This is a genomic window from Gemmobacter caeruleus, from assembly GCF_008271655.1.
GTDB lineage: Bacteria > Pseudomonadota > Alphaproteobacteria > Rhodobacterales > Rhodobacteraceae > Gemmobacter > Gemmobacter caeruleus.
Genome location: NZ_VKKX01000011.1, coordinates 317518 through 338586, shown reverse-complemented (window position 1 = coordinate 338586; position 21069 = coordinate 317518). Strand labels below are relative to the sequence as shown.

Below are 21069 nucleotides of genomic sequence, written 5' to 3'. Positions count from 1 at the left end.
CTGCGGGGGAGTTACGGCACCCGACGGGGGAAATCAAGGGGCAACCTGCCAGAGATCCGCCGAATTTTCCGCCCCCCTCAACAGTGCTGCAAAGCCGCCAGATCCGCCCCGGCCAGGGCGGGGAGGGCCGCCTCGATCCGCGCTACCGGCCAATCCCACCACCGCAGCGCCAAAAGCGCCTCGATCACCTCGGGGGCAAAGCGTCTTCGCAGGATCCGCGCCGGATTGCCCGCGACGATACAATAGGGCGGCACCTCGCCCGCAACGACCGCGCCCGCCCCGACGATGACACCGGCCCCCAGACGCGCGCCCGGCAGGATCAGGGCACCATGGCCGATCCAGACATCGGCGCCGATCACCGTATCGGGCAAGGGGCCGCCCCCCTCCATCATCACCGCGAGCCGCGCGGGATCGAAGATATCAAACGGATAGGTGCTGATCCCCGTCATGGCGTGATTGGCCGACGCGGTGATGAAACGCACACCATGGGCAATCTGGCAGAACGGCCCCAGCTCCAACCGCTCCGGCGCGCCCGGGTATAGATAGGGCGCAAGACGCGCCGCCCAATCCTGCGGCGGATCGAAATCATTGGCGTAGGAGTGGCGCCCGACCGTGATATTGGGGTGGTCGATCACCGCCGCCAGATGGACGATGGACGGATTGCTGGCGCCCGTGGCAAAGCGCATGGGGTGCCGCAGCGCGGCGTTCAGAAACGGCATGACAAGACCCTGTGCTGGAAACCTGGATGAATCGGTTCAGACGGTCCTGTTCATGCGCTCCTCCCCTGAAAGCCCGGTCAGGGTGACACAGGCCGCGCGTCCGGGCAAGGGCCGGTTGCGGGCAAGACGCCTCAGCGAAACCGCCCGCCGCGTTCGATCACCTCGATCTGATACCCGTCGGGATCGGCGATGAAGAAAAACCGCGCCACCGCCGCCTCGCCCCGCCGGAAATCCACGATGTCGCGCGGCGCCAGCCCCGCGGCGCGCAGCCGCGCATGTTCGGCGGCGAAATCCGCCACGGTCAGCGCCAGATGGCCATAGCCATCGCCCAGATCATACGGCGCGCTGCGGCCCTTGTTCACCGTCAACTCCAGCTCAAACCCGGTTTCGGCATTGGCCAGATAGATCAGGGTAAAGCTGTCGAAATCGAGCCGGTCGGCAACCTCCAGCCCGAAGGCCTGCCGGTAAAAACCGACCGAGCGCGCCTCATCCAGCACGCGGATCATCGAATGCACCATTTTTGCCATGTCCAGCCCCGTCTTCCTGATGACGCAACCGTCCTAGCACCGGATCGCAACCGGGTCACCCCGCCCCCCCCCCCCGATCCTTCGTCGAAGGATCGGCTGTTGCGCGGGGGGGAATGGAAAAGGCCGCCCCGGGGGGCGGCCTTTCCTTTCACGCGGGACACACCTTTGCTGGCGTGTCTCGGGATCATCATTCGATGATCTTCGACACACCGTTGCGGGCGCGTCTCGGGATCATCACTCGATGATCTTCGACACGACGCCGGCGCCGACGGTGCGGCCGCCTTCGCGGATGGCGAAGCGCAGCTTCTCTTCCATTGCGATCGGCGCGATCAGCGACACGTTGAACTTCAGGTTGTCGCCCGGCATCACCATCTCGGTGCCTTCCGGCAGCTCAACGGTCCCGGTCACGTCGGTCGTGCGGAAGTAGAACTGCGGACGGTAGTTCGCGAAGAACGGGGTGTGACGGCCGCCTTCTTCCTTGGTCAGGATATAGGCCTCGGCCTCGAACTTCGTGTGCGGCTTCACCGAACCGGGCTTGCACAGCACCTGGCCGCGCTCGATCCCGTCACGGTCCACGCCGCGCAGCAGCAGACCCACGTTGTCGCCCGCTTCGCCCTGATCCAGCAGCTTGCGGAACATCTCGACGCCGGTGCAGACGGTCTTCTTCGACGGACGGATGCCGACGATTTCCAGTTCTTCACCAACCTTCACCACGCCGCGCTCGATACGGCCGGTCGCCACGGTGCCACGACCCGAGATCGAGAACACGTCCTCGACCGGCATCAGGAAGGGCTGGTCAACGGCGCGCGCCGGGGTCGGGATGTATTCGTCCACCGCCGCGATCAGCGCGCGGATCGCGTCCTCGCCGATTTCCTTGTCGGTGCCGTTCATCGCCGCCAGGGCCGAACCCTTGATGATCGGAATGTCATCGCCCGGGTAGTCGTAGGACGACAGCAGTTCGCGGATTTCCATTTCCACGAGTTCCAGCAGCTCCGGGTCATCGACCTGGTCCACCTTGTTCATGAACACCACCATGTAGGGGATGCCCACCTGGCGACCCAGCAGGATGTGCTCGCGGGTTTGCGGCATCGGGCCGTCAGCGGCCGAAACCACCAGGATCGCGCCGTCCATCTGCGCGGCACCCGTGATCATGTTCTTCACATAGTCCGCGTGGCCGGGGCAGTCGACATGCGCATAGTGACGCGATTCCGACTCGTATTCCACGTGGGCGGTCGAGATCGTGATGCCACGAGCACGCTCTTCCGGCGCGCCGTCGATCTGGTCATAGGCGCGGAATTCGCCGAAATACTTCGTGATCGCCGCCGTCAGCGTCGTCTTCCCGTGGTCAACGTGGCCGATCGTGCCAATGTTGACGTGCGGTTTGTTCCGTTCAAACTTTGCCTTTGCCATCGTGGCCCTCGCGGATTGGGGGGCCCGGCACGCCCGGACCCTATCTAGACAGGGCGCGACTTAGCCATGAAATCGGGGAAAATCAAGCCTCACTTCGCCGCCGCCGCGAGTTCGGCCGCCTCCGGCACGGCCCCGGCTTTGACCGCCGCGCCCGCCGCCGGCAGGCCGAACCAGTCGGGATGTTTACGCAGCCAGCCCTCCACCGCCTTCACCGCGTTGAAGGACAGCGCCTCCATCTGCTGCTCGCGCGTCTTGGTCAGCCCCGAGCCGATCACATTCGCCCCATCGAGATTTTCAAAGACGGTGAACTGCTCGCCCGTTTCATTGAGCTTTTGCTGCCGCGCGTCGTCCCAGAGGTTCGCAGTCACCACCAGCACCGATTTCGGCGCCGCGATCACCGGAATGCCCGGCGGCGCCAGCGCATAGGCATCGACCGAAATCCCGAGATTGTAGATGCGATTCCCGTCATAGCGCCCGAAACGGTCATCCACCGCCTTGCGCATCGCCGCCTCCCATTCGTCGGGCGTCGCACTGCGCGAGATCGGCACCTTCTGCGCCTTGTCGGCCACCACCACATTATGCCCCAGCACGAAATCCCCCAGATCGGCGGGCGGATCGGCCAGATCGTTGCGCCCGCAGGCGGCCAGCAGCGGCAAAAGGCAGATCAGGGCAAGGCGGCGCATCGGCGGGCTCCCGTAACTCGACCGCCCAGCCATAGCCGCCCCGTCGGCGCCGCGCAATCATCCCCCCTTGCCCGACGCCACCGCCGCGCTATCGTGGCAGGATGGACAAGGCCCCCGCCCTTCCCGCCCGCTGCCCCGTGCGGGTGCCGTTGGCCACCGCGCCGCTCGGCCTTTTGGGCTCGCTGCGCGCGGGCCGACGCAATGTGCTGGAGCTGATCCCCGAAATCGCCACCCATGCGCCGATCCTCTCCGGTCGCACTGGCCGCCGCTGGCATATGGTGATGAACCCCGAAGCCCTGCACCGCGTGCTGCGCGAAAACGTGGACGCCTACCCCAAATCGCTGGCAACACGGCTGATCCTGGAACCCGCCATCGGCGACAGCCTGTTCGTGGCCGAGGGCGCGCATTGGCGCTGGCAGCGTCGCGCCGCGGCGCCGGCCTTCGCGCAACGCCATGTCGCGGCGCTCGGCCCGGTGATGACGGCGGCGGCCGAACGCGCGGCAGAGCGGGTGGCCGCCGCCGGCCCGCGCGCGATCAACCTCTTTGACGAGATGGTCGCCACGACCTTCGAGGTCATCTCCGATGTCACCCTTGCGGGCACCGGCGCCGGCGCGGATCGCACCACATTCGACCGCGCTGCGGTGCATCGCGCGATTGACGCCTATATCGCCGGCACCGCCCGGCTCTCGCTGCTCGATCTGCTGGGGCTGCCGGGCTGGGTGCCGCGTCCGGGCCGCCTGTTCGGCGGGCAGGGGATCAAGGCGATGCAACACATGGCCGATGCGGCGATCGAACGCCGCCGCGCCGCCGGGCCCAGCCCCCTCCCCGACCTGCTCGATCTGCTGCTGGCCGGCGAAGACCCCGAAACCCGCCGCCGCATGTCCACCTCGGAACTGCGCGACAACCTGCTGACCTTCATAGTCGCCGGGCACGAGACCACCGCGCTGACCCTTGCCTGGGCGCTCTATCTCTGCGCCTTCGACCCAGCCGAACAGGAACGCGCCCGGCACGAGGCCCGGGCCGTGCTGCACAGCCGCGCCGCCACCGCCGCCGACCTGCCCGCCTTGCCGATCTGCCGCGCGCTGATCGAGGAAACCCTGCGCCTCTACCCGCCCGCCGCCTTTCTCTCGCGCAGCGCCACCACCGAAGACCGGCTCTGCGGCCGCGAGGTGCGCCGCGGCGATACCGTGATCCTGCCGATCTACGCCCTGCATCGCCACCATGCGTATTGGCCCGATCCTGATCGCTTTCGCCCCGATCGCTTTCTCGGCCCCCGCCCGGCGCGCTACACTTGGCTTCCCTTCGGCGACGGCCCCCGTATCTGCATCGGCGCCCAGTTCGCCCTGCAAGAGGCGGTGATCATCCTCGCCACCCTGCTGGCCCGCTTCCGCTTCACCGCCCTGCCCGGGCGCGATCCGAAACCCGTGATGATCCTGACCCTGCGCCCCGAAGGCGGCGTCTGGCTGACCGCCGAACCCGTCTGATCCCGGCCTTGCTTCTTGCCCGAAATACTCCCGCCGGAGGCAGACCCGAGGGCTTTCCCGCCAGGGAAAGACCGAGAGGAAAGACCCGCGCGCGCCAGCGCGCTCCGCTTCAAAAGCCCTGCAAGGCAGCGCGGCGGCTCAGTCGAACACCCCGGCCACGCGGCCAAACAGCATGAAGGCCCGCGCCGTGCGGCTGTCGGCCAGCGCGATCAGCTCCGCATCGCTCGCATTCTTCTCGAACTCGGCAAAGGTCTTGTCGAAGGTGCGCAGGAAGTGATGCGCCGCATCGCGAAACACCGGATCCTCGCGCATCCGCCCCGCCGTCAGCGCCAGCGAGGACCGGTCGCGAATACCGCCCAGCCCCGACACCGCCCCGCCCCGCGCGCCTTCGGCGAAGCTGCGCCACAATTCGGGCCGGGCGCGATCGGGCTTGAGGTCATCCATATAGATGCCCTCCTGCGCCAGCAGCGTCAGCACGTCCTGCGCGGCCCGGATCAGCTTGGCAACCTTGCGGTCCTCCAGCGCCAGCCGCAACGCGCGAAACCCTTCCTTGTCTTCGGGGCTTTCGGGGAATTGCAGCGCGCGCACGAAATCCGCGATCGACAGCGGCGGGCGCAGGTCTTCGGCCGGGGTGCCCAGGGCCAGCGCCGGCTGGTCATCCACCGTCGCCGGCCGGCCCGCCAGCGCGGGCTTGCGCTCGCCCCCCGCCGCCAGCGAGGTATCGCGCCGCGAGGTAAATGTCGCCAGAACCGTCTCGGTCGTCCGGGCCGAGCGCTCGATCTCCTCCAGCTTCTTCTCGACCGAGGGCTGCACCTGACTCTGCACCCAGGTCGCGCGCATCGTCTCCACCGTCGATTGCAGCCGCGCGGCCTCGGCCCGCAGCTCCTGCACCGACCGCAGCGTGGTCACCGCCACCCAGATCACCGCAATGGGCAGGAACACCATCATCAGCGTCATCACCAGGCCCAGCGTGCCCACGCCCTCGGGCGCGACAAAGATATAGGCCGCCACCGCCACCAGCCAGATCACGCTGAGCGCCGAGGCGACCATTTCGGTCCGGCTCGACCGCAATTCCGGCTGCGCCGGCGGCGAAGCCTGCGGCGTCACGATCTTGCCTTGCTGAGAATCGGGCATGGCGGCCTCCTCTCGCGTCAGATGTAGCGAATGCTCAACACTTCGAAACTGCGATCCCCGCCGGGGGTCTTCACCTCGACACTGTCACCCTCGTCCTTGCCGATCAGCGCCCGCGCCAGCGGCGACTTGATGTTGAGCAGCCCGCGCTCCAGATCGGCCTCGACCTCGCCGACGATCTGATAGGTCTTTTCCTCGTCGGTATCCTCGTCCACCAGCGTCACCGTGGCGCCGAACTTGATCGGCCCCGACAGGCGTTCGGGGTCGATCACCTCGGCCAGCGACAGGATGCCTTCCAGTTCCTTGATGCGCCCCTCGATGAAGCTCTGCTTCTCGCGCGCCGAATGGTATTCCGCGTTTTCCGACAGGTCGCCCAGTTCGCGCGCCTCGGCAATGGCCTGGATCACGGCGGGACGTTCCACCGATTTCAGGCGCTTCAGCTCTTCATCCAGCGAGACATGGCCCGCACGGGTCATCGGAATCTTTTCCATCGGTCTTCCACGAAAAAAGCAAAGCCACGGCCCGCGGGGACCATGACTTTCGTGCATGTTTCCCGCAACTGACCCGAGAGCCCGCATAATTGCAAGGGGGCGTGGTGCCAAAACGGCATCTTGCCGCCTGCCAGCGGCATGATGCCCGAAAGAATATTACGCCTATGCCGCAATGCGGCGTTTTGATGTTGCGTCATGATTGACGCCGGGCTTCCCTTGCGGCACAGAACTTGCGCACCCAGCAGCGCGCGGCAAGGCAGGAAAAGGATCAAGGGATGAGCGGGATCGAACGCGAGAGCATGGAATATGATGTCGTGATCGTGGGCGGGGGGCCTGCGGGTCTCTCCGCAGCGATCCGCCTGAAACAGCTCGACCCCGATCTGAACGTCGTGCTGCTGGAAAAGGGCTCCGAGGTCGGCGCACATATCCTTTCCGGGGCGGTGCTGGATACCTGCGGCCTGGACGCACTGCTGCCGGACTGGCGGTCGATGGACGCGCCGGTCAAGACCGAGGTGAAGGAGGACAATTTCTATGTCCTCGGCCCGGCCGGGCAGATGCGCATCCCGAACTGGCCGATGCCGCCCTTCATGAACAATCACGGCAAATACATCGTCTCCATGGCGAATGTCTGCCGCTGGATGGCGGGCGTGGCCGAGGGGCTGGGGGTCGAGATTTTCCCCGGCATGTCCTGTTCGCAACTGGTCTATGAGGGCGACCGGGTGGTCGGCGTCGTCGCCGGCGAATTCGGCCTGGGCGAGGATGGCCAGCCCGGCCCGGCCTATGAACCGGGGATGGAACTGCGCGGCAAGTATGTCTTCCTGGCCGAGGGCGTGCGCGGGTCGCTGTCGAAAGAGGTGATCGCGAAATACGATCTGTCGAAGGGTCATTGCCCGCAGAAATTCGGCATCGGCATGAAAGAGATCTGGGAGATCGACCCCGCCAAGCACCGCGAGGGCACGGTGACCCATACGATGGGCTGGCCGCTGGGCAGCAATGCCGGGGGTGGCTCGTTCATTTACCATCTGGAAGGGAATCAGGTCTATGTTGGCTTCGTGGTTCACCTGAACTACGAAAACCCGCATCTCTATCCCTATATGGAGTTTCAGCGCTTCAAGCATCATCCGATGGTGGCGGAACTTCTGGCAGGCGGCAAACGCGTGGCCTATGGCGCAAGGGCGATCAGCGAGGGCGGCTGGCAGTCCATGCCCAAGATGGTTGCGCCGGGCGTGGCGCTTCTGGGCTGTTCGGTCGGCATGGTGAACGTGCCCCGGATCAAGGGCAACCATAACGCCATGCTCTCGGGCAAGGCGGCAGCCGAAGCCGCGTTCGAGGCCATCCAGGCGGGCCGCGAGGGCGACGAACTTTCGACCTACGAAACCGAAGTGCGCGAGGGGGCGATCGGCAAGGATCTGAAGAAGGTCCGCAACGTCAAGCCGCTCTGGTCGAAATTCGGCCTCGTCGCCTCGCTGATGGGCGGCGGCGCCGACATGTGGCTGAACACGATCGGGCTGACGCTGTTCGGCACGCTGAAACATGGCAAGACCGATGCGGCGGCAACCGGCAAGGCCAAGGACTTCAAGAAGATCGACTATCCCAAACCCGACGGGAAGCTGTCCTTCGACCGGCTGACCAACGTCGCTTTCAGCTTTACCAACCATGATGAAAACCAGCCGGCGCATCTGAAGCTGAAAGACCCGACACTGCCGATCCGCGTCAACCTTCCCGAATATGACGAACCGGCGCAACGCTACTGCCCCGCCGGCGTCTACGAAGTGCTGGGCGAAGGCCAGGATGCGACCTTCCGCATCAACTTCCAGAACTGCGTCCACTGCAAGACCTGCGACATCAAGGATCCGTCGCAGAACATCAACTGGACCACGCCCCAGGGCGGCGACGGGCCGAACTACCCCAACATGTGATAAACTCTGCGCGACAACGTGCCCAGGCGGGGCGTCCTTCGGGGCGCCCCGCATTGCGTTGCGCCAGTGCCGCCTTTAGGGTGCGGGAACACCGCAGGAGAACCCCATGCCGCGCATCCGCCCCGCCCTCGCCCTTGGTCTGGCGCTCAACCTGCTGCCGCCGCTGGCCTGGGCCGAAGAGGCCGCCCGCGACATGACCGCGGAAAGCGTCGCTGTGTCCGAACCGATGAATGCCGGCGCCTATCTTGCCGCGCGCATCGCCGCCGCGAATGGCGATTACCGCGCCGCTGCGCATTGGTTCACCGAGGCGCTGAAGGCCGACCCGGCCAACCCGCGCCTGCTGGAGGGCGCGACGGTCAGCGCCATGGGGCTCGGCGATTTCACCGCCGCCGCGGTGACCGCGCGCGGTCTGGCCGATCTGGGCGACAAGAGCCAGGTCGGCGCGCTCGCCCTGCTGACCGATGCGGCCGGGCGCAAGGATTACGCCGGGATCAAGCAGCTTCTGGCCGAAGGGCGCAGCGGCGGCGCGCTGCTGGATGCGCTGGTCACCGCCTGGGCCGAGGCCGGCGAGGGGCAGGTCAGCGAGGCGGTTGCCGCCTTTGACAAGATCGCCAAGACCCCCGGCCGCGAGATTTTCGGCGCCTATCACCAGGCGCTCGCCCTCGGCATGGCCGGCGATTTCGAGGGCGCCGACAAGGCACTAAGCAGCGACAAGGCCAAGGCCGCCCGCGTGCTGCGCCGCGTCGTGCTGGCCCATGTCCAGATCCTCAGCCAACTGGAGCGCAACCCCGAAGCGCTGGCCCTGCTGGACGAGGTATTTGCCCCCGGTCAGGATGTCGCGGTCGAGGAGCTTCGCACCCGGCTGCAAAATGGCGAAACCCTGCCCTGGACCATGGTGCAGACCCCCGAACAGGGCATGGCCGAGGTGTTCTACACCTTGGCCTCCGCCACGCGGGGCGAGGCCGATAGCGGCTATACGCTGCTGCTCAGCCGCGCGACCGCCTTTCTGCGCCCCGATCACACCGAGGCGCTGCTGACGGCGGCAGCGCTGCTGAATGGCGACGGCCAGCCGGATCTCGCGGCCGAAACCTATGCCCAGGTCTCCAGCGAGGCGCCGGAACATTACCTGGCGGAGCTGGGCCGGGCCGAGACACTGGTCGCCGCCGGCAAGCCCGATGCCGCGCTGGAGGTGATGCAGGCGCTGTCCAAGGCCTATCCGAAGCTGCGGGTCGTGCATGTCACCTATGGCGACATGCTGCGCCGGCAGGACCGTTTCGAGGATGCGACCAAGGCCTATGACGCCGCGATCGCGCTGATCGACACGCCCAATGCGGATGACTGGCGCCTGTTTTTCAGCCGCGGCATCTGCCATGAACGCCAGAAACGCTGGGATCTGGCCGAGGCCGACCTGCGCAAGGCGCTGGAGCTGAGCCCGGATCAGCCGCAGGCGCTCAATTACCTCGGCTACAGCTATCTGGAACTGAACCGCAACCTGGACGAGGCGCTCAAGCTCATTGAACGCGCAGTGGAGGTGGAGCCCAATTCCGGCGCCATCACCGACAGCCTGGCCTGGGCCTATTTCCGCATGGGCCGCTATGCCGACGCGGTGGAGCCGATGGAACGCGCCTCGATGATGGAGCCGGTGGACCCGGTGGTGACCGATCATCTGGGCGACATCTACTGGGCCGTCGGCCGCCAGCTCGAGGCGCGGTTCCAGTGGCGCCGCGCCCTGTCCTACGGCCCCGAGGAAAAGGACGCCACCCGCATCCGCCGCAAGCTGGAACTGGGCCTCGACAAGGTGCTGGCCGAAGAAGGCGCCGCCCCGCTGGAAACCCGGAATGCTGAAAACGATCACTGAATTCGCGCATGCGAAGATCAACCTCTGCCTGCATGTGACCGGGCAGCGCGACGATGGCTATCACTTGCTTGATTCGCTTGTGGTCTTCGCCGGCATCGGTGACGGGCTGCGCGCGACCGAAGCGCCCGCGATGGCGCTGGCGGTGGACGGGCCCTTTGGCGACGGGGTGCCGGGCGGCGACGACAATCTGGTGCTGCGCGCGGCGCGGCTGGTCGCGGGCGACCGGGCCTATGCGCTGGAACTGACGAAACGCCTGCCCCCCGCCAGCGGGATCGGTGGCGGATCGGCCGATGCCGCCGCCGCCATCCGGGCGGTGCTGCGGCTTCAGGCCATGGCCGGGCGCATCGCGCCGATGTCCCTAGATGCGGCGCGGCAGATTGCGGCGCTTGGGGCGGATGTGCCGGTCTGCCTTGCCTCGCATCCGACCCGGATGCGCGGGATCGGCGAACAGCTCGACTGGCTGGCGCCACTGCCCGAACTGCATGTCGTGCTGGCCAATCCAGGGGTGGAGGTGCCGACACCTGCTGTCTTCAAGGCCTTGGCGCAAAAGGAAAACCCGCCTTTGCCCGAGGCCCTGCCCGGCTGGATCGACGCCGCCGCCCTGGCCGACTGGCTCCGCGAAACCCGCAACGATCTGGAGCCGCCGGCCCTGACGCTGCAACCCGTGATCGGGCAGGTGATCGCCGCCTTGACGGCGCTTCCCGGCGCGTTGTTTGCCCGCATGTCCGGCTCTGGCGCGACCTGTTTTGCGCTTTTCGCAAAAGAGGCCGAGGGCGAAGCCGCGGCCGAGACCCTGCGCGCGGAATATCCCGGCTGGTGGGTCGCGGCAGGGCTGATCTATCCCGGCCGCGCCGATATGGCTCAGCTGATCCGCGAGACGACGTAGGCCGCAAGTTCCGACAGCATGCCGCGGATCGGATGGTCGGGCAGCGCCTCCAGCGCATGACGCGCGGTATCGGCCCAGGCCAGCGCATCGGCACGGGCGGCCTCCATCGCGCCATGCCGCGCCATGATCGCCAGCGCCTGCTCCAGATCGCCCTCGGCCTGATGGCCCTTGGCAATCGTGCGTTCCCAGAAGGCGCGCTCCTCGGGGGTGGCATGGGCGACGGCCTTGATCACCGGCAGGGTCAGCTTGCGCTCGCGGAAATCGTCGCCGACATTCTTGCCGATCGTCGCGCTGCTGCCACCGTAATCCAGCAGGTCATCGGCGATCTGAAAGGCGACGCCAAGCGCGTCGCCATAGGTGTAAAGCGCGCGCACCTGCGCCGCATCGGCCCCGGCAATCACGCCGCCCACCTCGGTCGCCGCCGAGAAAAGCGCCGCCGTCTTGCCGCGCACGACTTGCAGATAGATCGCCTCGGTCGTCGCCAGATCCTGCGCGGCGGTCAGTTGCAGCACCTCGCCCTCGGCGATGGTGGCGCTGGCATTCGACAGGATCTCCATCACCCGCATCGAGCCGGTCTCGGTCATCAGCTGAAAGCTGCGCGCGAACAGATAATCGCCGACCAGAACCGAAGACTTGTTGTCCCACAACAGGTTGGCCGTCGGGCGGCCCCGGCGTTGGCGGCTCTCATCCACCACGTCATCATGCAAAAGCGTCGCGGTATGGATGAATTCGACCGTCGCGGCGAGGTGGATGTGAAAGGGGCCGTCATAGCCGCAAAGCCGTGCGGCAGCGAGGGTCAGCAGCGGGCGCAGACGCTTGCCCCCCGCCTCGACCAGATGGGCGGTCACCTGCGGGATGCGCGGCGCATGTTCCGAGGCCATGCGGTCGCGGATCATGACATTCACCGCTTCCATATCGGCCGCCAGCCACGCCATCAGGCGCTCATGCGGTTTCCGCGCCACCTCGTCCAATCCCATCTGCCCCTCGCGTCATCCCCTCGACAACCCCGGGGATTGCCGACATGTCTAGCCAAATGAAAGAGATTCTCCGCAGCACCGACCCCACGGTCATCGCCTTTGCCACAGCCCTTCTTGAGGGCGAGGGTATAACGGTGTTTCGGCTGGACGTCCACATGAGCATCCTTGAAGGCGGCATCGGTTTGTGGCCCCAGCGGCTGATGGTCGCGGAGCGGGACGCCTTTCTGGCCGCTGCCATCCTGCGCGACAACGAGATTGATCCCGGGCGGAGCGGCTGATGTTTACCGAAGATCAACTTTCGGATGACAAGTTCCTCTGCGGGCGGTTGCGATTGTGGCAGCCGGTGCAGGGCTATCGCGCGGCGACCGATCCGGTGTTGCTCGCCGCGGCCTGTCCGGCGCAAGGCGGGGAAAGCGTGCTGGATCTCGGTTGCGGGGCCGGGGCGGCGGCGCTGTGCCTCGGGCGGCGTGTGCCGGGGCTCGCCTTGGCAGGGCTGGAACTGCAACCGGGCTATGCCGCGCTGGCCCGACGCAATGCCGCGCGCAACGGCATCGCGCTGGACGTGGTTGAGGGCGATCTGCGCGCCATGCCAGCGGCGCTGCGACGCGACTTTGACCATGTGATCTGCAACCCGCCCTTCTATCCGGCGGGCGGCACGCCCTCGCCCGTTGCGATCCGCGCCACCGCGATGCAGGTGGATGCGGTGCCGCTGACCGAATGGGTGCAGGTGGCCGCGCGCCGTCTGCGGCCGGGGGGCTGGCTGACCCTGATCGCCGGCGCAGATGCGCTGCCTGAACTGCTGTCCGGGTTGGGCAAGCTCGGTTCGGCAGCCGTCTTGCCGCTGGCCGCGCGCGAGGGACGTGCGGCGAAACGGGTGATTCTGCGCGCCCGCAAGGGCGGAAAGGCGGCGTTCCGGCTGCTCGCACCCTTTGTTCTGCATCACGGCGCATCACATGACGGCGACCGTGAGAGCTATACGCCCGCCGCCAGCGCGATCTTGCGCGACGGCGGCGACCTATCAGCGCAGTTTGGCTGAATGCCCTGCAATTGCTGCGCTGCGGCGGTGACATTTTGATGACAGAGGCGCGAATCCGTGCTGCAATCAACCTACCGAACAGAGCACAGGAGGTTTGGATGACCGTCGCTTCGCATATTGTCGAACTGAAAAAGAAGCACGAACACCTGTCCGACATGGTCGAGAAAGCGCAGCGCGCGCCCGGCAGCAGCGATCTGGAAATCGCCAGCCTGAAAAAGCAGAAGCTGAAGATCAAGGAGGAGATCGAGCGTCTGACTCACGCCTGATTTTTTCGCGCGCTGGCCCAGGCGGCCAGCGCGGCCCCCCCGGCGATGAGGAGCGCCGCGACAAGGAGGAGCAGCGAAGGGGGCGCGATCCCGGCCAGCACCAGCGCCAGCGTGGAGAGGAGCGGCGCAGCATAGGAGGCGACACCGAGCAACTGGATGTCGCCTTTTTTCATGCCGATATCCCAGGTGAAAAAGGCGAGGCCGACCGGCCCCACCCCAAGCGCGAGGGTGGCCGCCCAGCCCAGCCCGGTTTCCGGCCAGCGCGTTTCCTCCAGCAGGGCATGAGACAGCAGCGACAAGAGCGCGGTAGCCAGGCAATAGACCGTGACCGCGACCGTCGGCACCTGCCCCAGCCGGCGCGAGGCGACCGAATAGACCGCCCAGGTCACCGCACAGCCAAAGGCCAGCGCCAGACCCAGGGCATTTGCCTCGCCGCCCTCACGCCCCAGCACGATCAGGGCAGCACCGCCAAAGGCAATCAGCGCGCCCAGGACATGCGCGACGCTCAGCCGCTCTCCCGGCAGCAGGCCCGAAAGCAGCACGATGAACAGCGGCCAGAGATAGGCGATCAGCCCGGTCTCCGCGCTTGGTGCGATGCGAAAGGCGGTGAAATACAGAAAATGATAGCCGAAAAGCCCAGCCGTGCCAAAAAGATAGACCTGGACGGGCACACGCCGCAGCGCCGCCACCTGCCCCGTGGCCAGCGTCCAGATCAGCCCGACCCCCCCGCCGATGGCAAAGCAGATCGCGTTCAGCTGAAACGCCGGCACGGGGGCCGAGCCGATGGTGAACAGGGCCAGCAGCGCCCAGAGCAGGACTGCCGTAAAGCCGATCAAGGTAGCGCGTGCGCGGGTCATCCGATCCTCCGGTCGCGGCACCTTGCCGCTGCCGACGCCCCCTCGCAAGCAGAAAGGCCCGCCGAAGCGGGCCTTTCGCGGCATGTCGGATCGGTCAGACGAAGAACTGGCCGCCATTCGCGCTGATGGTCGAACCGGTGATGAAACCGGCCTCGTCCGAGGCGAGGAACACGACGCAGCGGGCGATCTCCTCCGGTTCGCCCAGACGGCCGACCGGAATTTGCGGAATGATGCGCTCATTCAGCACTTTTTCATCAATGGCGCGCACCATCTCGGTGCCGATATAGCCCGGGCAGATCGCGTTGACGGTGATGCCGGCGCGCGCGCCCTCCTGCGCCAGGGCCTTGGTAAAGCCCAGATCGCCCGATTTCGCGGCGGAATAGTTGGCCTGACCGGCCTGCCCCTTCTGGCCGTTGATCGAGCTGATATTGACGATGCGCCCGAACTTGCGGTCGCGCATCCCCGACCAGAGCGGGTGGGTCATGTTGAAGAGCCCGGTCAGGTTGGTGTCGATCACCTCTTTCCACTGCGCGGGCGTCATCTTGTGGAACATCGCATCGCGGGTGATGCCGGCATTGTTGACCAGCACGGCGACCGGGCCCAGATCAGCCTCGACCTGCGCGATCCCGGCGGCACAGGCGTCATAGTCGGCGACCGACCATTTATAGGTCTTGATGCCGGTCTCGGCCGTGAATTTCGCGGCGGCCTCATCATTGCCGGCATAATTGGCGGCAACGGTATAGCCCGCATTTTTCAGCGCGATCGAGATGGCAGCACCGATGCCACGCGACCCGCCGGTGACCAAAGCAACTTTCGACATGATTCCTCCTCCGGAATAAGACCTTTGAAATCTAGCTATCGAATAAGAAAAGAGGGCGCAACATTGTTGCGCCCTCTTTTTTGCTTTTGCAGCAATATTACGCACACATGACAATCAGGCGCGTTCGAGGCACATGGCCACGCCCATGCCGCCGCCGATACACAGCGTGGCAAGGCCCTTGCGGGCACCCGAACGGCCCATTTCGAACAGCAGCGTGTTCAGGATACGGCAACCCGAGGCACCGATCGGATGGCCGATGGCAATCGCGCCGCCGTTCACGTTCACCTTGGCCGGATCCCAACCCATGTCCTTGTTGACCGCGCAGGCCTGCGCGGCAAAAGCCTCGTTCGCCTCGATCAGGTCCAGATCGGCGACCGACCAGCCGGCCTTTTGCAGCGCCTTGCGGCTGGCATGGATCGGGCCAACGCCCATGATCGACGGATCAAGACCCGCCGTCGCATAAGAGGCGATGCGCGCCAGCGGCGTCAGACCGCGCCGCGCCGCCTCGGCCTCGGTCATCAGCACGACCGCCGCCGCACCGTCATTGATGCCCGACGCATTGCCCGCGGTCACCGACCCGTCCTTCGCGAAGGCGGGCTTCAGCTTTTGCATCGCCTCGATCGTGGCGCCGAGACGGATATATTCGTCGATGTCCACGATCACATCGCCCTTGCGGGTCTTGATGGTGAAGGGAATGATCTCGTCCTTGAACTTGCCGGCCTTCTGGGCGGCCTCGGCCTTGTTCTGGCTGGCCAGCGCGAATTCATCCTGCGTTTCGCGGCTGATCTGCCATTGCGTCGCCACGTTTTCGGCGGTCTGGCCCATGTGATAGCCGTTGAAGGCATCCCACAGACCGTCCTTGATCATCGAGTCGATGAACTTCATGTCGCCCATCTTCTGTCCCGCGCGCAGATGCGCGACATGGGGGCTGAGCGACATGCTTTCCTGGCCGCCGGCCACGACGATCTCGGCATCGCCGAGTTGCACATGCTGCGCCCCGAGCGCGACCGCCCGCAGGCCTGAGCCGCAAACCTGGTTCAGCGACCAGGCGGACGCTTCCTTTGCGAGGCCGGCCAGAATATGCGCCTGGCGGGCCGGGTTCTGGCCCTGACCGGCGGTCAGCACCTGGCCCAGAATGGTTTCCGACACCTCGGCCTTGTCGATGCCGGCGCGGGCGACCACCGCGTCGATCACCGCGGCGCCCAGTTCATGCGCAGGCGTATTTGCGAAAGCCCCGTTGAAGCTGCCAACCGCCGTGCGGCCCGCAGATACGATAACGACATTGGTCATGGCTGGTCCTTTCCCTTGGCCGAGGCGGCGACATGCGCCGCGCGTCAGCAGCATGGGTAGGCCGGAACCCGACGTCACGCAAGAAAATTGCGCAACCTGCGCGGTCTGCTTTGCACATATCCGCCGTCACGCGCGTCGCCGCCGTTCCTCGGGCAGGAAAGCCGGGCGCAAGCTGGGGGCGCCGAACAGATAGCCTTGCAGGCAATCCATGCCGATGGATTGCAGAAAGGCCGCCTCTTCGGGGGTTTCGACCGCTTCGGCCACGCAGAACATCTCGAACTGGCGCGCGATGGACAACAGCGCCCGGGTCAGCACCTGATTATCGGGGTCGCGATGGATGTTGCGGATGAACTGGCCGTCGATCTTGATGATGTCAAAGAAGAAATCCTTGAAATGCCGAAAGGCGGTATAGCCCGCACCGAAATCGTCAAGCGCGAAGGCGATCCCCTCGCGTTGCAGATCGTCCATGAAGGCGGTCACCACCTCGGGCACCAGAATGGCAGAGCTTTCGGTGATTTCGAGGATCAGCCGCTCCCCTATGGTGGGCGAGGTCTGCAAGCCCTTTTTCAGGATGCGCATCCAGCGCGGATAACCGATGGAGCGCGCCGACATGTTGACCGACAGCCGCACATCGCTGTGCCGCGCCAGCGTCGTCAGGGCCTGGCCCAGTGCCGCGCAGTCGATCAGCCGGCCGAGTTCGGTATTTTCGATGACGGGCATGAAGTCGCGGGCCGGGATCACCCGCCCCTTGGGATCCAGCACGCGCACCAGCCCTTCCCAAAAGGCAGTGCGATCAGGGCTTTGCGCCAGCACGACGGGCTGAAAGGCCAGCCGCACGCGGCTTTCGGCCAAGGCGGCCTGCACCATATCCAGCGTCTGCCGGTCCTGTTCGGAGATCACGAAAGCCAGCGGGCTACCCGAAACCCCTGCCCTTTCCTGCCCTTGCCCCGCCATCCGATCGTCCTTTCATGCCCCGCATGTCTCGACAGACTGCGCCGCGAAAGGTAAAGACGGGGTGAAAGTTCACATTTAGTTCCAGTTTTACGCATTTGGAGGTTCCCGTGGAACAGCGTTGCACCTGGTGTGGTTCGGACCCGCTTTATGTCGCCTATCACGACCATGAATGGGGCGTGCCGGAACGCGACGGCCGTGCCCTGTTCGAGAAGCTGATTCTCGATGGTTTTCAGGCCGGGCTGAGCTGGATCACCATCCTGCGCAAGCGCGAGGCCTTTCGCGCGGCCTTTGCCGGATTTCGCCCCGAGATTATCGCAACCTGGGGCGAGGCCGAGGTGCAGCGCCTGCTGGGCGATGCCGGCATCGTGCGCCATCGCGGCAAGATCGAGGGCACCATCGCCGGCGCGCAGGCCTATCTGCGCATCGAGGCGCGCGAGGGATTCGCGCCCTTCTTGTGGCGCTTTGTCGGCGGAAACCCGATCCAGAACTGCTTTGCCAGCATGGCCGAGGTGCCGACCGAAACCGCACAATCGCGCGCCATGTCCAAGGCGCTGAAGGCCGAGGGGTTCAAGTTCTGCGGGCCGACCATCGTCTATGCCTTCATGCAGGCCACCGGCATGGTGAATGACCACATGACCCATTGCCCCTGTCACGCGCGGCTTGCGGCGCGGGCCTGACGGGCCTAGATTGACCGAAGGGTCGGCAGTTCACCCAGGCGTCACCAGCCGCAAGGCCAGCTAAACCTGCTTGCGATCCGCGCCATGGTTCCCTCCATGCCAGCGCGCCAAGGGTGACCCGCGCTGATCCGGGCTGACATGAGGTTGCCATGACACGCCTTGCCCTGCCCTATCGGGCGGATGACATCTCTCGCCTTGCGCGCCACCTGAAGACCGAACTGGCCGCAGACGCGGCGACCCCCGGACATCTGAGCCTGATGAACATGCTTGCACGCGGGGCGGGATACCGCAATTTCCAGCATTTCCGCGCCCAGGCCACGGCGGCCGAAAGGCTGGCGGCGCCCCTGCCCGCGCCGCCTGCGGTCGATCTGAAAGAGGTCGCGCGGGTGCGGCGCTATTTTGACGCCGAGGCGCGGTTGAAAAGCTGGCCCGCCAAGACCGGCGCGCAGCATCTGGCGCTTTGGGGCCTGTGGGCGCAACTGCCACGCGGCACGGTCTGGACGGAACGCGGCTTCAACGCGGCGCTGCATGACCTGCATCTGTTCGGCGACCCGGCGATCCTGCGACGCAGCATGGCGCAGCGCGGGCTGATCTGGCGCACCGCCGACGGCCGCGCCTATCGCCGCATCGAACAGGCCCCGCCGGCCGAGGCACAGGCCCTGATCCGGGCCCTGCACCCCTCTGGCTGAGCCGTCAGTTCATCAGCGCCGAAAGCACCGCATGGGCCTCGGCGCTGTTCCAGTCGGCATCGCCGATCAGCCGCCCGACCTCCTGCCCCTCTGGGTTCAGGATCACCGTCACCGGCAGGCCGGCGATGCCGATACTGCGCGCCAGCGTCGATTTCGGATCGCGCAGGGCGGTCAGATGCGTCACGCCGGTTTCGGCGAAAAACTCCTCGATCGCGGGCACGGCATTGCGCCCGGTGGCCACGGTCACCACCTCGAACCGGTCACTGCCAAGCGCGGTCTGCAAGGCACCGAGCGAGGGCATCTCGTGGCGGCAGGGCGGGCACCAGGTGGCCCAGAAATTCAGCACCACCCATTTGCCGCGAAACTCCGACAGCGTGCGCGGCGCATCATCCAGCCCCACAAGCCCGATTTCCGGCAAGGCCTGCGCCTCGGCGAAGTTCAGTTTCTGCATGTCGCCCGCCCGCAGGGCATCGGCGGCTGCCAGATCGGCGGCTGCCGGGTTTGCACCGAACATCAAGGCCGTATAAAGAACGGCGGCACGGAAAGTCAGCATATCCCCTCCAAAGGCAGGCCCGCGATGAGCGCAGAAGACAAGACCCCGACCGCCAGTGCCCAGACGGCGAATGCCATGTGGGGCGGGCGCTTCCAGACCGGGCCGGATGCCATCATGCAGGCCATCAATGCCTCCATCGGTTTCGACCAGCGGCTTTACGCGCAGGATATTGCAGGTTCCCGCGCCCATGCCGCGATGCTCGCGGCACAGGGCATCCTGACGGATAAAGATGCCGAGGCCATTCGGGAAGGCCTGCTCACGGTGTTGTCAGAGATCGAGGCCGGAAATTTCGTGTTCCGGGTCGAACAGGAAGACATCCATATGGCGGTCGAAAGCCGCCTGACCGAAATCGTGGGCGAGGCCGGCAAGCGTCTGCACACGGCGCGGTCGCGCAACGATCAGGTCGCGGTGGATTTCCGGCTTTGGGTGCGCGACCAATGCGATGCGGCGATTGCCGGGCTGACCGCGCTGATGCAGGCCTTTCTGGCCCAGGCCGAGGCCGGCGCCGACTGGATCATGCCGGGCTTCACCCATCTGCAAACCGCCCAGCCCGTCACCTGGGGCCATCACATGCTGGCCTATGTCGAAATGCTGGCCCGCGACCGGAGCCGGTTCGAGGATGCGCGGCGGCGCATGAACGAATGCCCGCTGGGCGCGGCGGCGCTGGCCGGCACCGGCTTTGCCATCGACCGCCACATGACGGCGGCGGCGCTTGGCTTTGACCGGCCGACGGCCAACAGCCTCGACAGCGTGTCGGACCGCGATTTCGCGCTGGAATTCCTGTCGGCCGCGTCGATCTGCGCCATGCACCTGTCGCGCTTTGCCGAGGAACTGGTGATCTGGTCCAGCGCGCAATTCCGCTTCGTGCGGCTGAGCGACAAATGGACGACCGGATCGTCGATCATGCCGCAAAAGAAGAACCCCGACGCGGCCGAACTGCTGCGCGCCAAGCTGGGGCGCATCCTGGGGGCGACGGTGGCGCTGTTCACGGTGATGAAGGGCCTGCCGCTGACCTATTCCAAGGATATGCAGGAAGACAAGGAACAGGTCTTTGACGCCGCCGATACGCTGATGCTGGGGCTGGCCGCGATGACCGGCATGGTCAGCGACATGGTTCCGCAGATCCAGACGCTGCGCGCGGCGGCGGCCAGCGGCTTTTCTACCGCGACCGATCTGGCCGACTGGCTGGTGCGCGAACTGGGGCTGCCCTTCCGCGAGGCGCATCATGTCACCGGCACGCTGGTCGCGCTGGCCGAGAAAAAGGGCTGCGACCTGCCCGAACTAACCATGCCCGAGATGCAATCGGTTCACCCCGGCATAAACCAGAGTGTATATTCGGTGCTGGGCGTGGAGAATTCCGTAAACTCCCGGCAGTCTTACGGCGGAACTTCGCCGGTGCAGGTTGCGGCGCAGATTGCCCGCTGGAAGGCGCAACTCGGCTAAGGCAGCCTGAGCGCGGGTCGCAGGTTTCGGCCCGCGTCACACAAGGATCATTGCATGCGTATCACCCTTTCGCTTTGTCTTCTGGCCCTGCTGGCGGCCTGCGGTGCCGATGGCGCGCCCGAGGCCCCCGGCGCCACGCCCGGCGTTTCCGTCTCGGGCGATGCGCGCATCGGCGTGGTGGGCACGCTGTGATCCGGCTGGCGGCGCTGGCATTGCTGCTGGCGGCCTGCGCGGCGCCGGAGCCGCATGTCGGTGTCGGCGTCTCCCCCGCCGGGGTCGCGGTCACCCCTTCGGTCGGGACCAGGGCCGGGCCGCTGCGGCTGGGCGTGACGCCGCATGGCGCGCGCATCGGCGCGGGCTTCGGCCCGCTGGGCATCGGGCTCGCGCTGTGACGGGCCG

Annotated in this window: 24 protein-coding genes; 12 read left to right on the top strand and 12 right to left on the bottom strand. The window is 66.2% G+C overall.

Going from position 1 to position 21069, the window contains the following annotated elements:
- Positions 1 to 77: 77 nt before the first annotated feature.
- The 4 genes from FOA17_RS04065 to FOA17_RS04050 form a co-directional block, all read right to left on the bottom strand.
- The gene (locus FOA17_RS04065; protein WP_149140201.1) at positions 78 to 719 is read right to left on the bottom strand and encodes a CatB-related O-acetyltransferase; all 642 of its coding nucleotides are present in this window, start codon (positions 717 to 719) and stop codon (positions 78 to 80) included.
- Between the two features lie 131 nt (positions 720 to 850).
- Positions 851 to 1246: a VOC family protein gene (locus FOA17_RS04060; RefSeq protein WP_149140200.1), complete on the bottom strand. Its 396-nt coding sequence runs from the start codon at positions 1244 to 1246 to the stop codon at positions 851 to 853.
- A 234-nt stretch (positions 1247 to 1480) separates the two neighbouring features.
- Positions 1481 to 2656, bottom strand: coding sequence for an elongation factor Tu (gene tuf, locus FOA17_RS04055; RefSeq protein ID WP_149140199.1), 1176 nt, complete (start codon positions 2654 to 2656; stop codon positions 1481 to 1483).
- Between the two features lie 89 nt (positions 2657 to 2745).
- On the bottom strand, positions 2746 to 3339 hold the full coding sequence (locus FOA17_RS04050) for a hypothetical protein (RefSeq protein WP_238991711.1): 594 nt from the start codon (positions 3337 to 3339) through the stop codon (positions 2746 to 2748).
- 101 nt (positions 3340 to 3440) lie between these two features.
- Here FOA17_RS04050 and FOA17_RS04045 point away from each other — a divergent pair, with 101 nt between their 5' ends.
- Complete coding sequence (locus FOA17_RS04045; protein ID WP_149140198.1) at positions 3441 to 4823, top strand: cytochrome P450; 1383 nt, start codon at positions 3441 to 3443, stop codon at positions 4821 to 4823.
- A gap of 138 nt (positions 4824 to 4961) precedes the next feature.
- Here FOA17_RS04045 and FOA17_RS04040 read toward each other — a convergent pair whose 3' ends face one another.
- Together FOA17_RS04040 and greA are read right to left on the bottom strand one after the other, a co-directional pair.
- Complete coding sequence (locus FOA17_RS04040; protein ID WP_149140197.1) at positions 4962 to 5957, bottom strand: hypothetical protein; 996 nt, start codon at positions 5955 to 5957, stop codon at positions 4962 to 4964.
- Between the two features lie 17 nt (positions 5958 to 5974).
- Positions 5975 to 6445, bottom strand: coding sequence for a transcription elongation factor GreA (gene greA / locus FOA17_RS04035; RefSeq protein ID WP_149140196.1), 471 nt, complete (start codon positions 6443 to 6445; stop codon positions 5975 to 5977).
- Positions 6446 to 6720: 275 nt separating this feature from the next.
- Here greA and FOA17_RS04030 point away from each other — a divergent pair, with 275 nt between their 5' ends.
- From FOA17_RS04030 to FOA17_RS04020, 3 genes are all read left to right on the top strand, one after another.
- Complete coding sequence (locus tag FOA17_RS04030; RefSeq protein WP_149140195.1) at positions 6721 to 8364, top strand: electron transfer flavoprotein-ubiquinone oxidoreductase; 1644 nt, start codon at positions 6721 to 6723, stop codon at positions 8362 to 8364.
- Between the two features lie 106 nt (positions 8365 to 8470).
- Positions 8471 to 10222, top strand: a complete 1752-nt coding sequence (locus FOA17_RS04025) for a tetratricopeptide repeat protein (RefSeq protein ID WP_149140194.1) — start codon at positions 8471 to 8473, stop codon at positions 10220 to 10222.
- Positions 10215 to 11108, top strand: coding sequence for a 4-(cytidine 5'-diphospho)-2-C-methyl-D-erythritol kinase (locus tag FOA17_RS04020; RefSeq protein WP_149140629.1), 894 nt, complete (start codon positions 10215 to 10217; stop codon positions 11106 to 11108). Before FOA17_RS04025 ends, FOA17_RS04020 begins: the two co-directional genes overlap by 8 nt.
- Here FOA17_RS04020 and FOA17_RS04015 read toward each other — a convergent pair.
- A complete protein-coding gene (locus FOA17_RS04015; RefSeq protein WP_149140193.1) occupies positions 11084 to 12085 on the bottom strand; it encodes a polyprenyl synthetase family protein in 1002 nt (333 codons plus the stop codon). The two genes, FOA17_RS04020 and FOA17_RS04015, sit on opposite strands and share 25 nt — an antisense overlap.
- Positions 12086 to 12141: 56 nt before the next feature.
- On the opposite strand from FOA17_RS04015, the gene FOA17_RS04010 reads away from it, so the two are divergent.
- From FOA17_RS04010 to FOA17_RS04000, 3 genes are all read left to right on the top strand, one after another.
- Complete coding sequence (locus FOA17_RS04010) at positions 12142 to 12363, top strand: putative signal transducing protein (protein WP_149140192.1); 222 nt, start codon at positions 12142 to 12144, stop codon at positions 12361 to 12363.
- Positions 12363 to 13121, top strand: coding sequence for a tRNA1(Val) (adenine(37)-N6)-methyltransferase (locus tag FOA17_RS04005; protein WP_149140191.1), 759 nt, complete (start codon positions 12363 to 12365; stop codon positions 13119 to 13121). The genes FOA17_RS04010 and FOA17_RS04005 overlap by 1 nt, the downstream gene beginning before the upstream one ends.
- A gap of 98 nt (positions 13122 to 13219) precedes the next feature.
- Entirely contained in the window at positions 13220 to 13387 is a 168-nt protein-coding gene (locus tag FOA17_RS04000) for a YdcH family protein (protein ID WP_149140190.1), read from the top strand.
- Here FOA17_RS04000 and yddG read toward each other — a convergent pair.
- The 4 genes from yddG to FOA17_RS03980 all read right to left on the bottom strand — a co-directional run bounded on the left by yddG (position 13378) and on the right by FOA17_RS03980 (position 17308).
- A complete protein-coding gene (gene yddG / locus FOA17_RS03995) occupies positions 13378 to 14244 on the bottom strand; it encodes an aromatic amino acid exporter YddG (protein WP_149140189.1) in 867 nt (288 codons plus the stop codon). The two genes, FOA17_RS04000 and yddG, sit on opposite strands and share 10 nt — an antisense overlap.
- Before the next feature lie 94 nt (positions 14245 to 14338).
- Positions 14339 to 15064 carry an acetoacetyl-CoA reductase gene (gene phbB / locus FOA17_RS03990; RefSeq protein ID WP_149140188.1) on the bottom strand — a complete coding sequence of 242 codons (726 nt, stop codon included), beginning with the start codon at positions 15062 to 15064 and terminating at the stop codon, positions 14339 to 14341.
- A 114-nt stretch (positions 15065 to 15178) separates the two neighbouring features.
- Entirely contained in the window at positions 15179 to 16354 is a 1176-nt protein-coding gene (locus FOA17_RS03985; RefSeq protein WP_149140187.1) for an acetyl-CoA C-acetyltransferase, read from the bottom strand.
- A gap of 126 nt (positions 16355 to 16480) precedes the next feature.
- A complete protein-coding gene (locus FOA17_RS03980; protein ID WP_149140186.1) occupies positions 16481 to 17308 on the bottom strand; it encodes an EAL domain-containing protein in 828 nt (275 codons plus the stop codon).
- Positions 17309 to 17415: 107 nt separating this feature from the next.
- On the opposite strand from FOA17_RS03980, the gene FOA17_RS03975 reads away from it, so the two are divergent.
- Positions 17416 to 17985: a DNA-3-methyladenine glycosylase I gene (locus FOA17_RS03975; protein ID WP_149140185.1), complete on the top strand. Its 570-nt coding sequence runs from the start codon at positions 17416 to 17418 to the stop codon at positions 17983 to 17985.
- Positions 17986 to 18134: 149 nt separating this feature from the next.
- Positions 18135 to 18674, top strand: coding sequence for a DUF2087 domain-containing protein (locus FOA17_RS03970; RefSeq protein WP_149140184.1), 540 nt, complete (start codon positions 18135 to 18137; stop codon positions 18672 to 18674).
- Between the two features lie 4 nt (positions 18675 to 18678).
- On the opposite strand, the gene FOA17_RS03965 is transcribed toward FOA17_RS03970, so the two are convergent.
- Entirely contained in the window at positions 18679 to 19227 is a 549-nt protein-coding gene (locus FOA17_RS03965; protein ID WP_149140183.1) for a TlpA family protein disulfide reductase, read from the bottom strand.
- A 24-nt stretch (positions 19228 to 19251) separates the two neighbouring features.
- Here FOA17_RS03965 and argH point away from each other — a divergent pair, with 24 nt between their 5' ends.
- From argH to FOA17_RS03955, 3 genes are read left to right on the top strand one after another with little or no spacing between them, the layout of a single operon-like run.
- A complete protein-coding gene (argH, locus tag FOA17_RS03960) occupies positions 19252 to 20670 on the top strand; it encodes an argininosuccinate lyase (protein WP_149140182.1) in 1419 nt (472 codons plus the stop codon).
- A gap of 54 nt (positions 20671 to 20724) precedes the next feature.
- Positions 20725 to 20862 carry a hypothetical protein gene (locus FOA17_RS19865; RefSeq protein ID WP_203232263.1) on the top strand — a complete coding sequence of 46 codons (138 nt, stop codon included), beginning with the start codon at positions 20725 to 20727 and terminating at the stop codon, positions 20860 to 20862.
- Positions 20859 to 21062 carry a hypothetical protein gene (locus tag FOA17_RS03955; RefSeq protein WP_149140181.1) on the top strand — a complete coding sequence of 68 codons (204 nt, stop codon included), beginning with the start codon at positions 20859 to 20861 and terminating at the stop codon, positions 21060 to 21062. Before FOA17_RS19865 ends, FOA17_RS03955 begins: the two co-directional genes overlap by 4 nt.
- Positions 21063 to 21069: the final 7 nt, after the last annotated feature.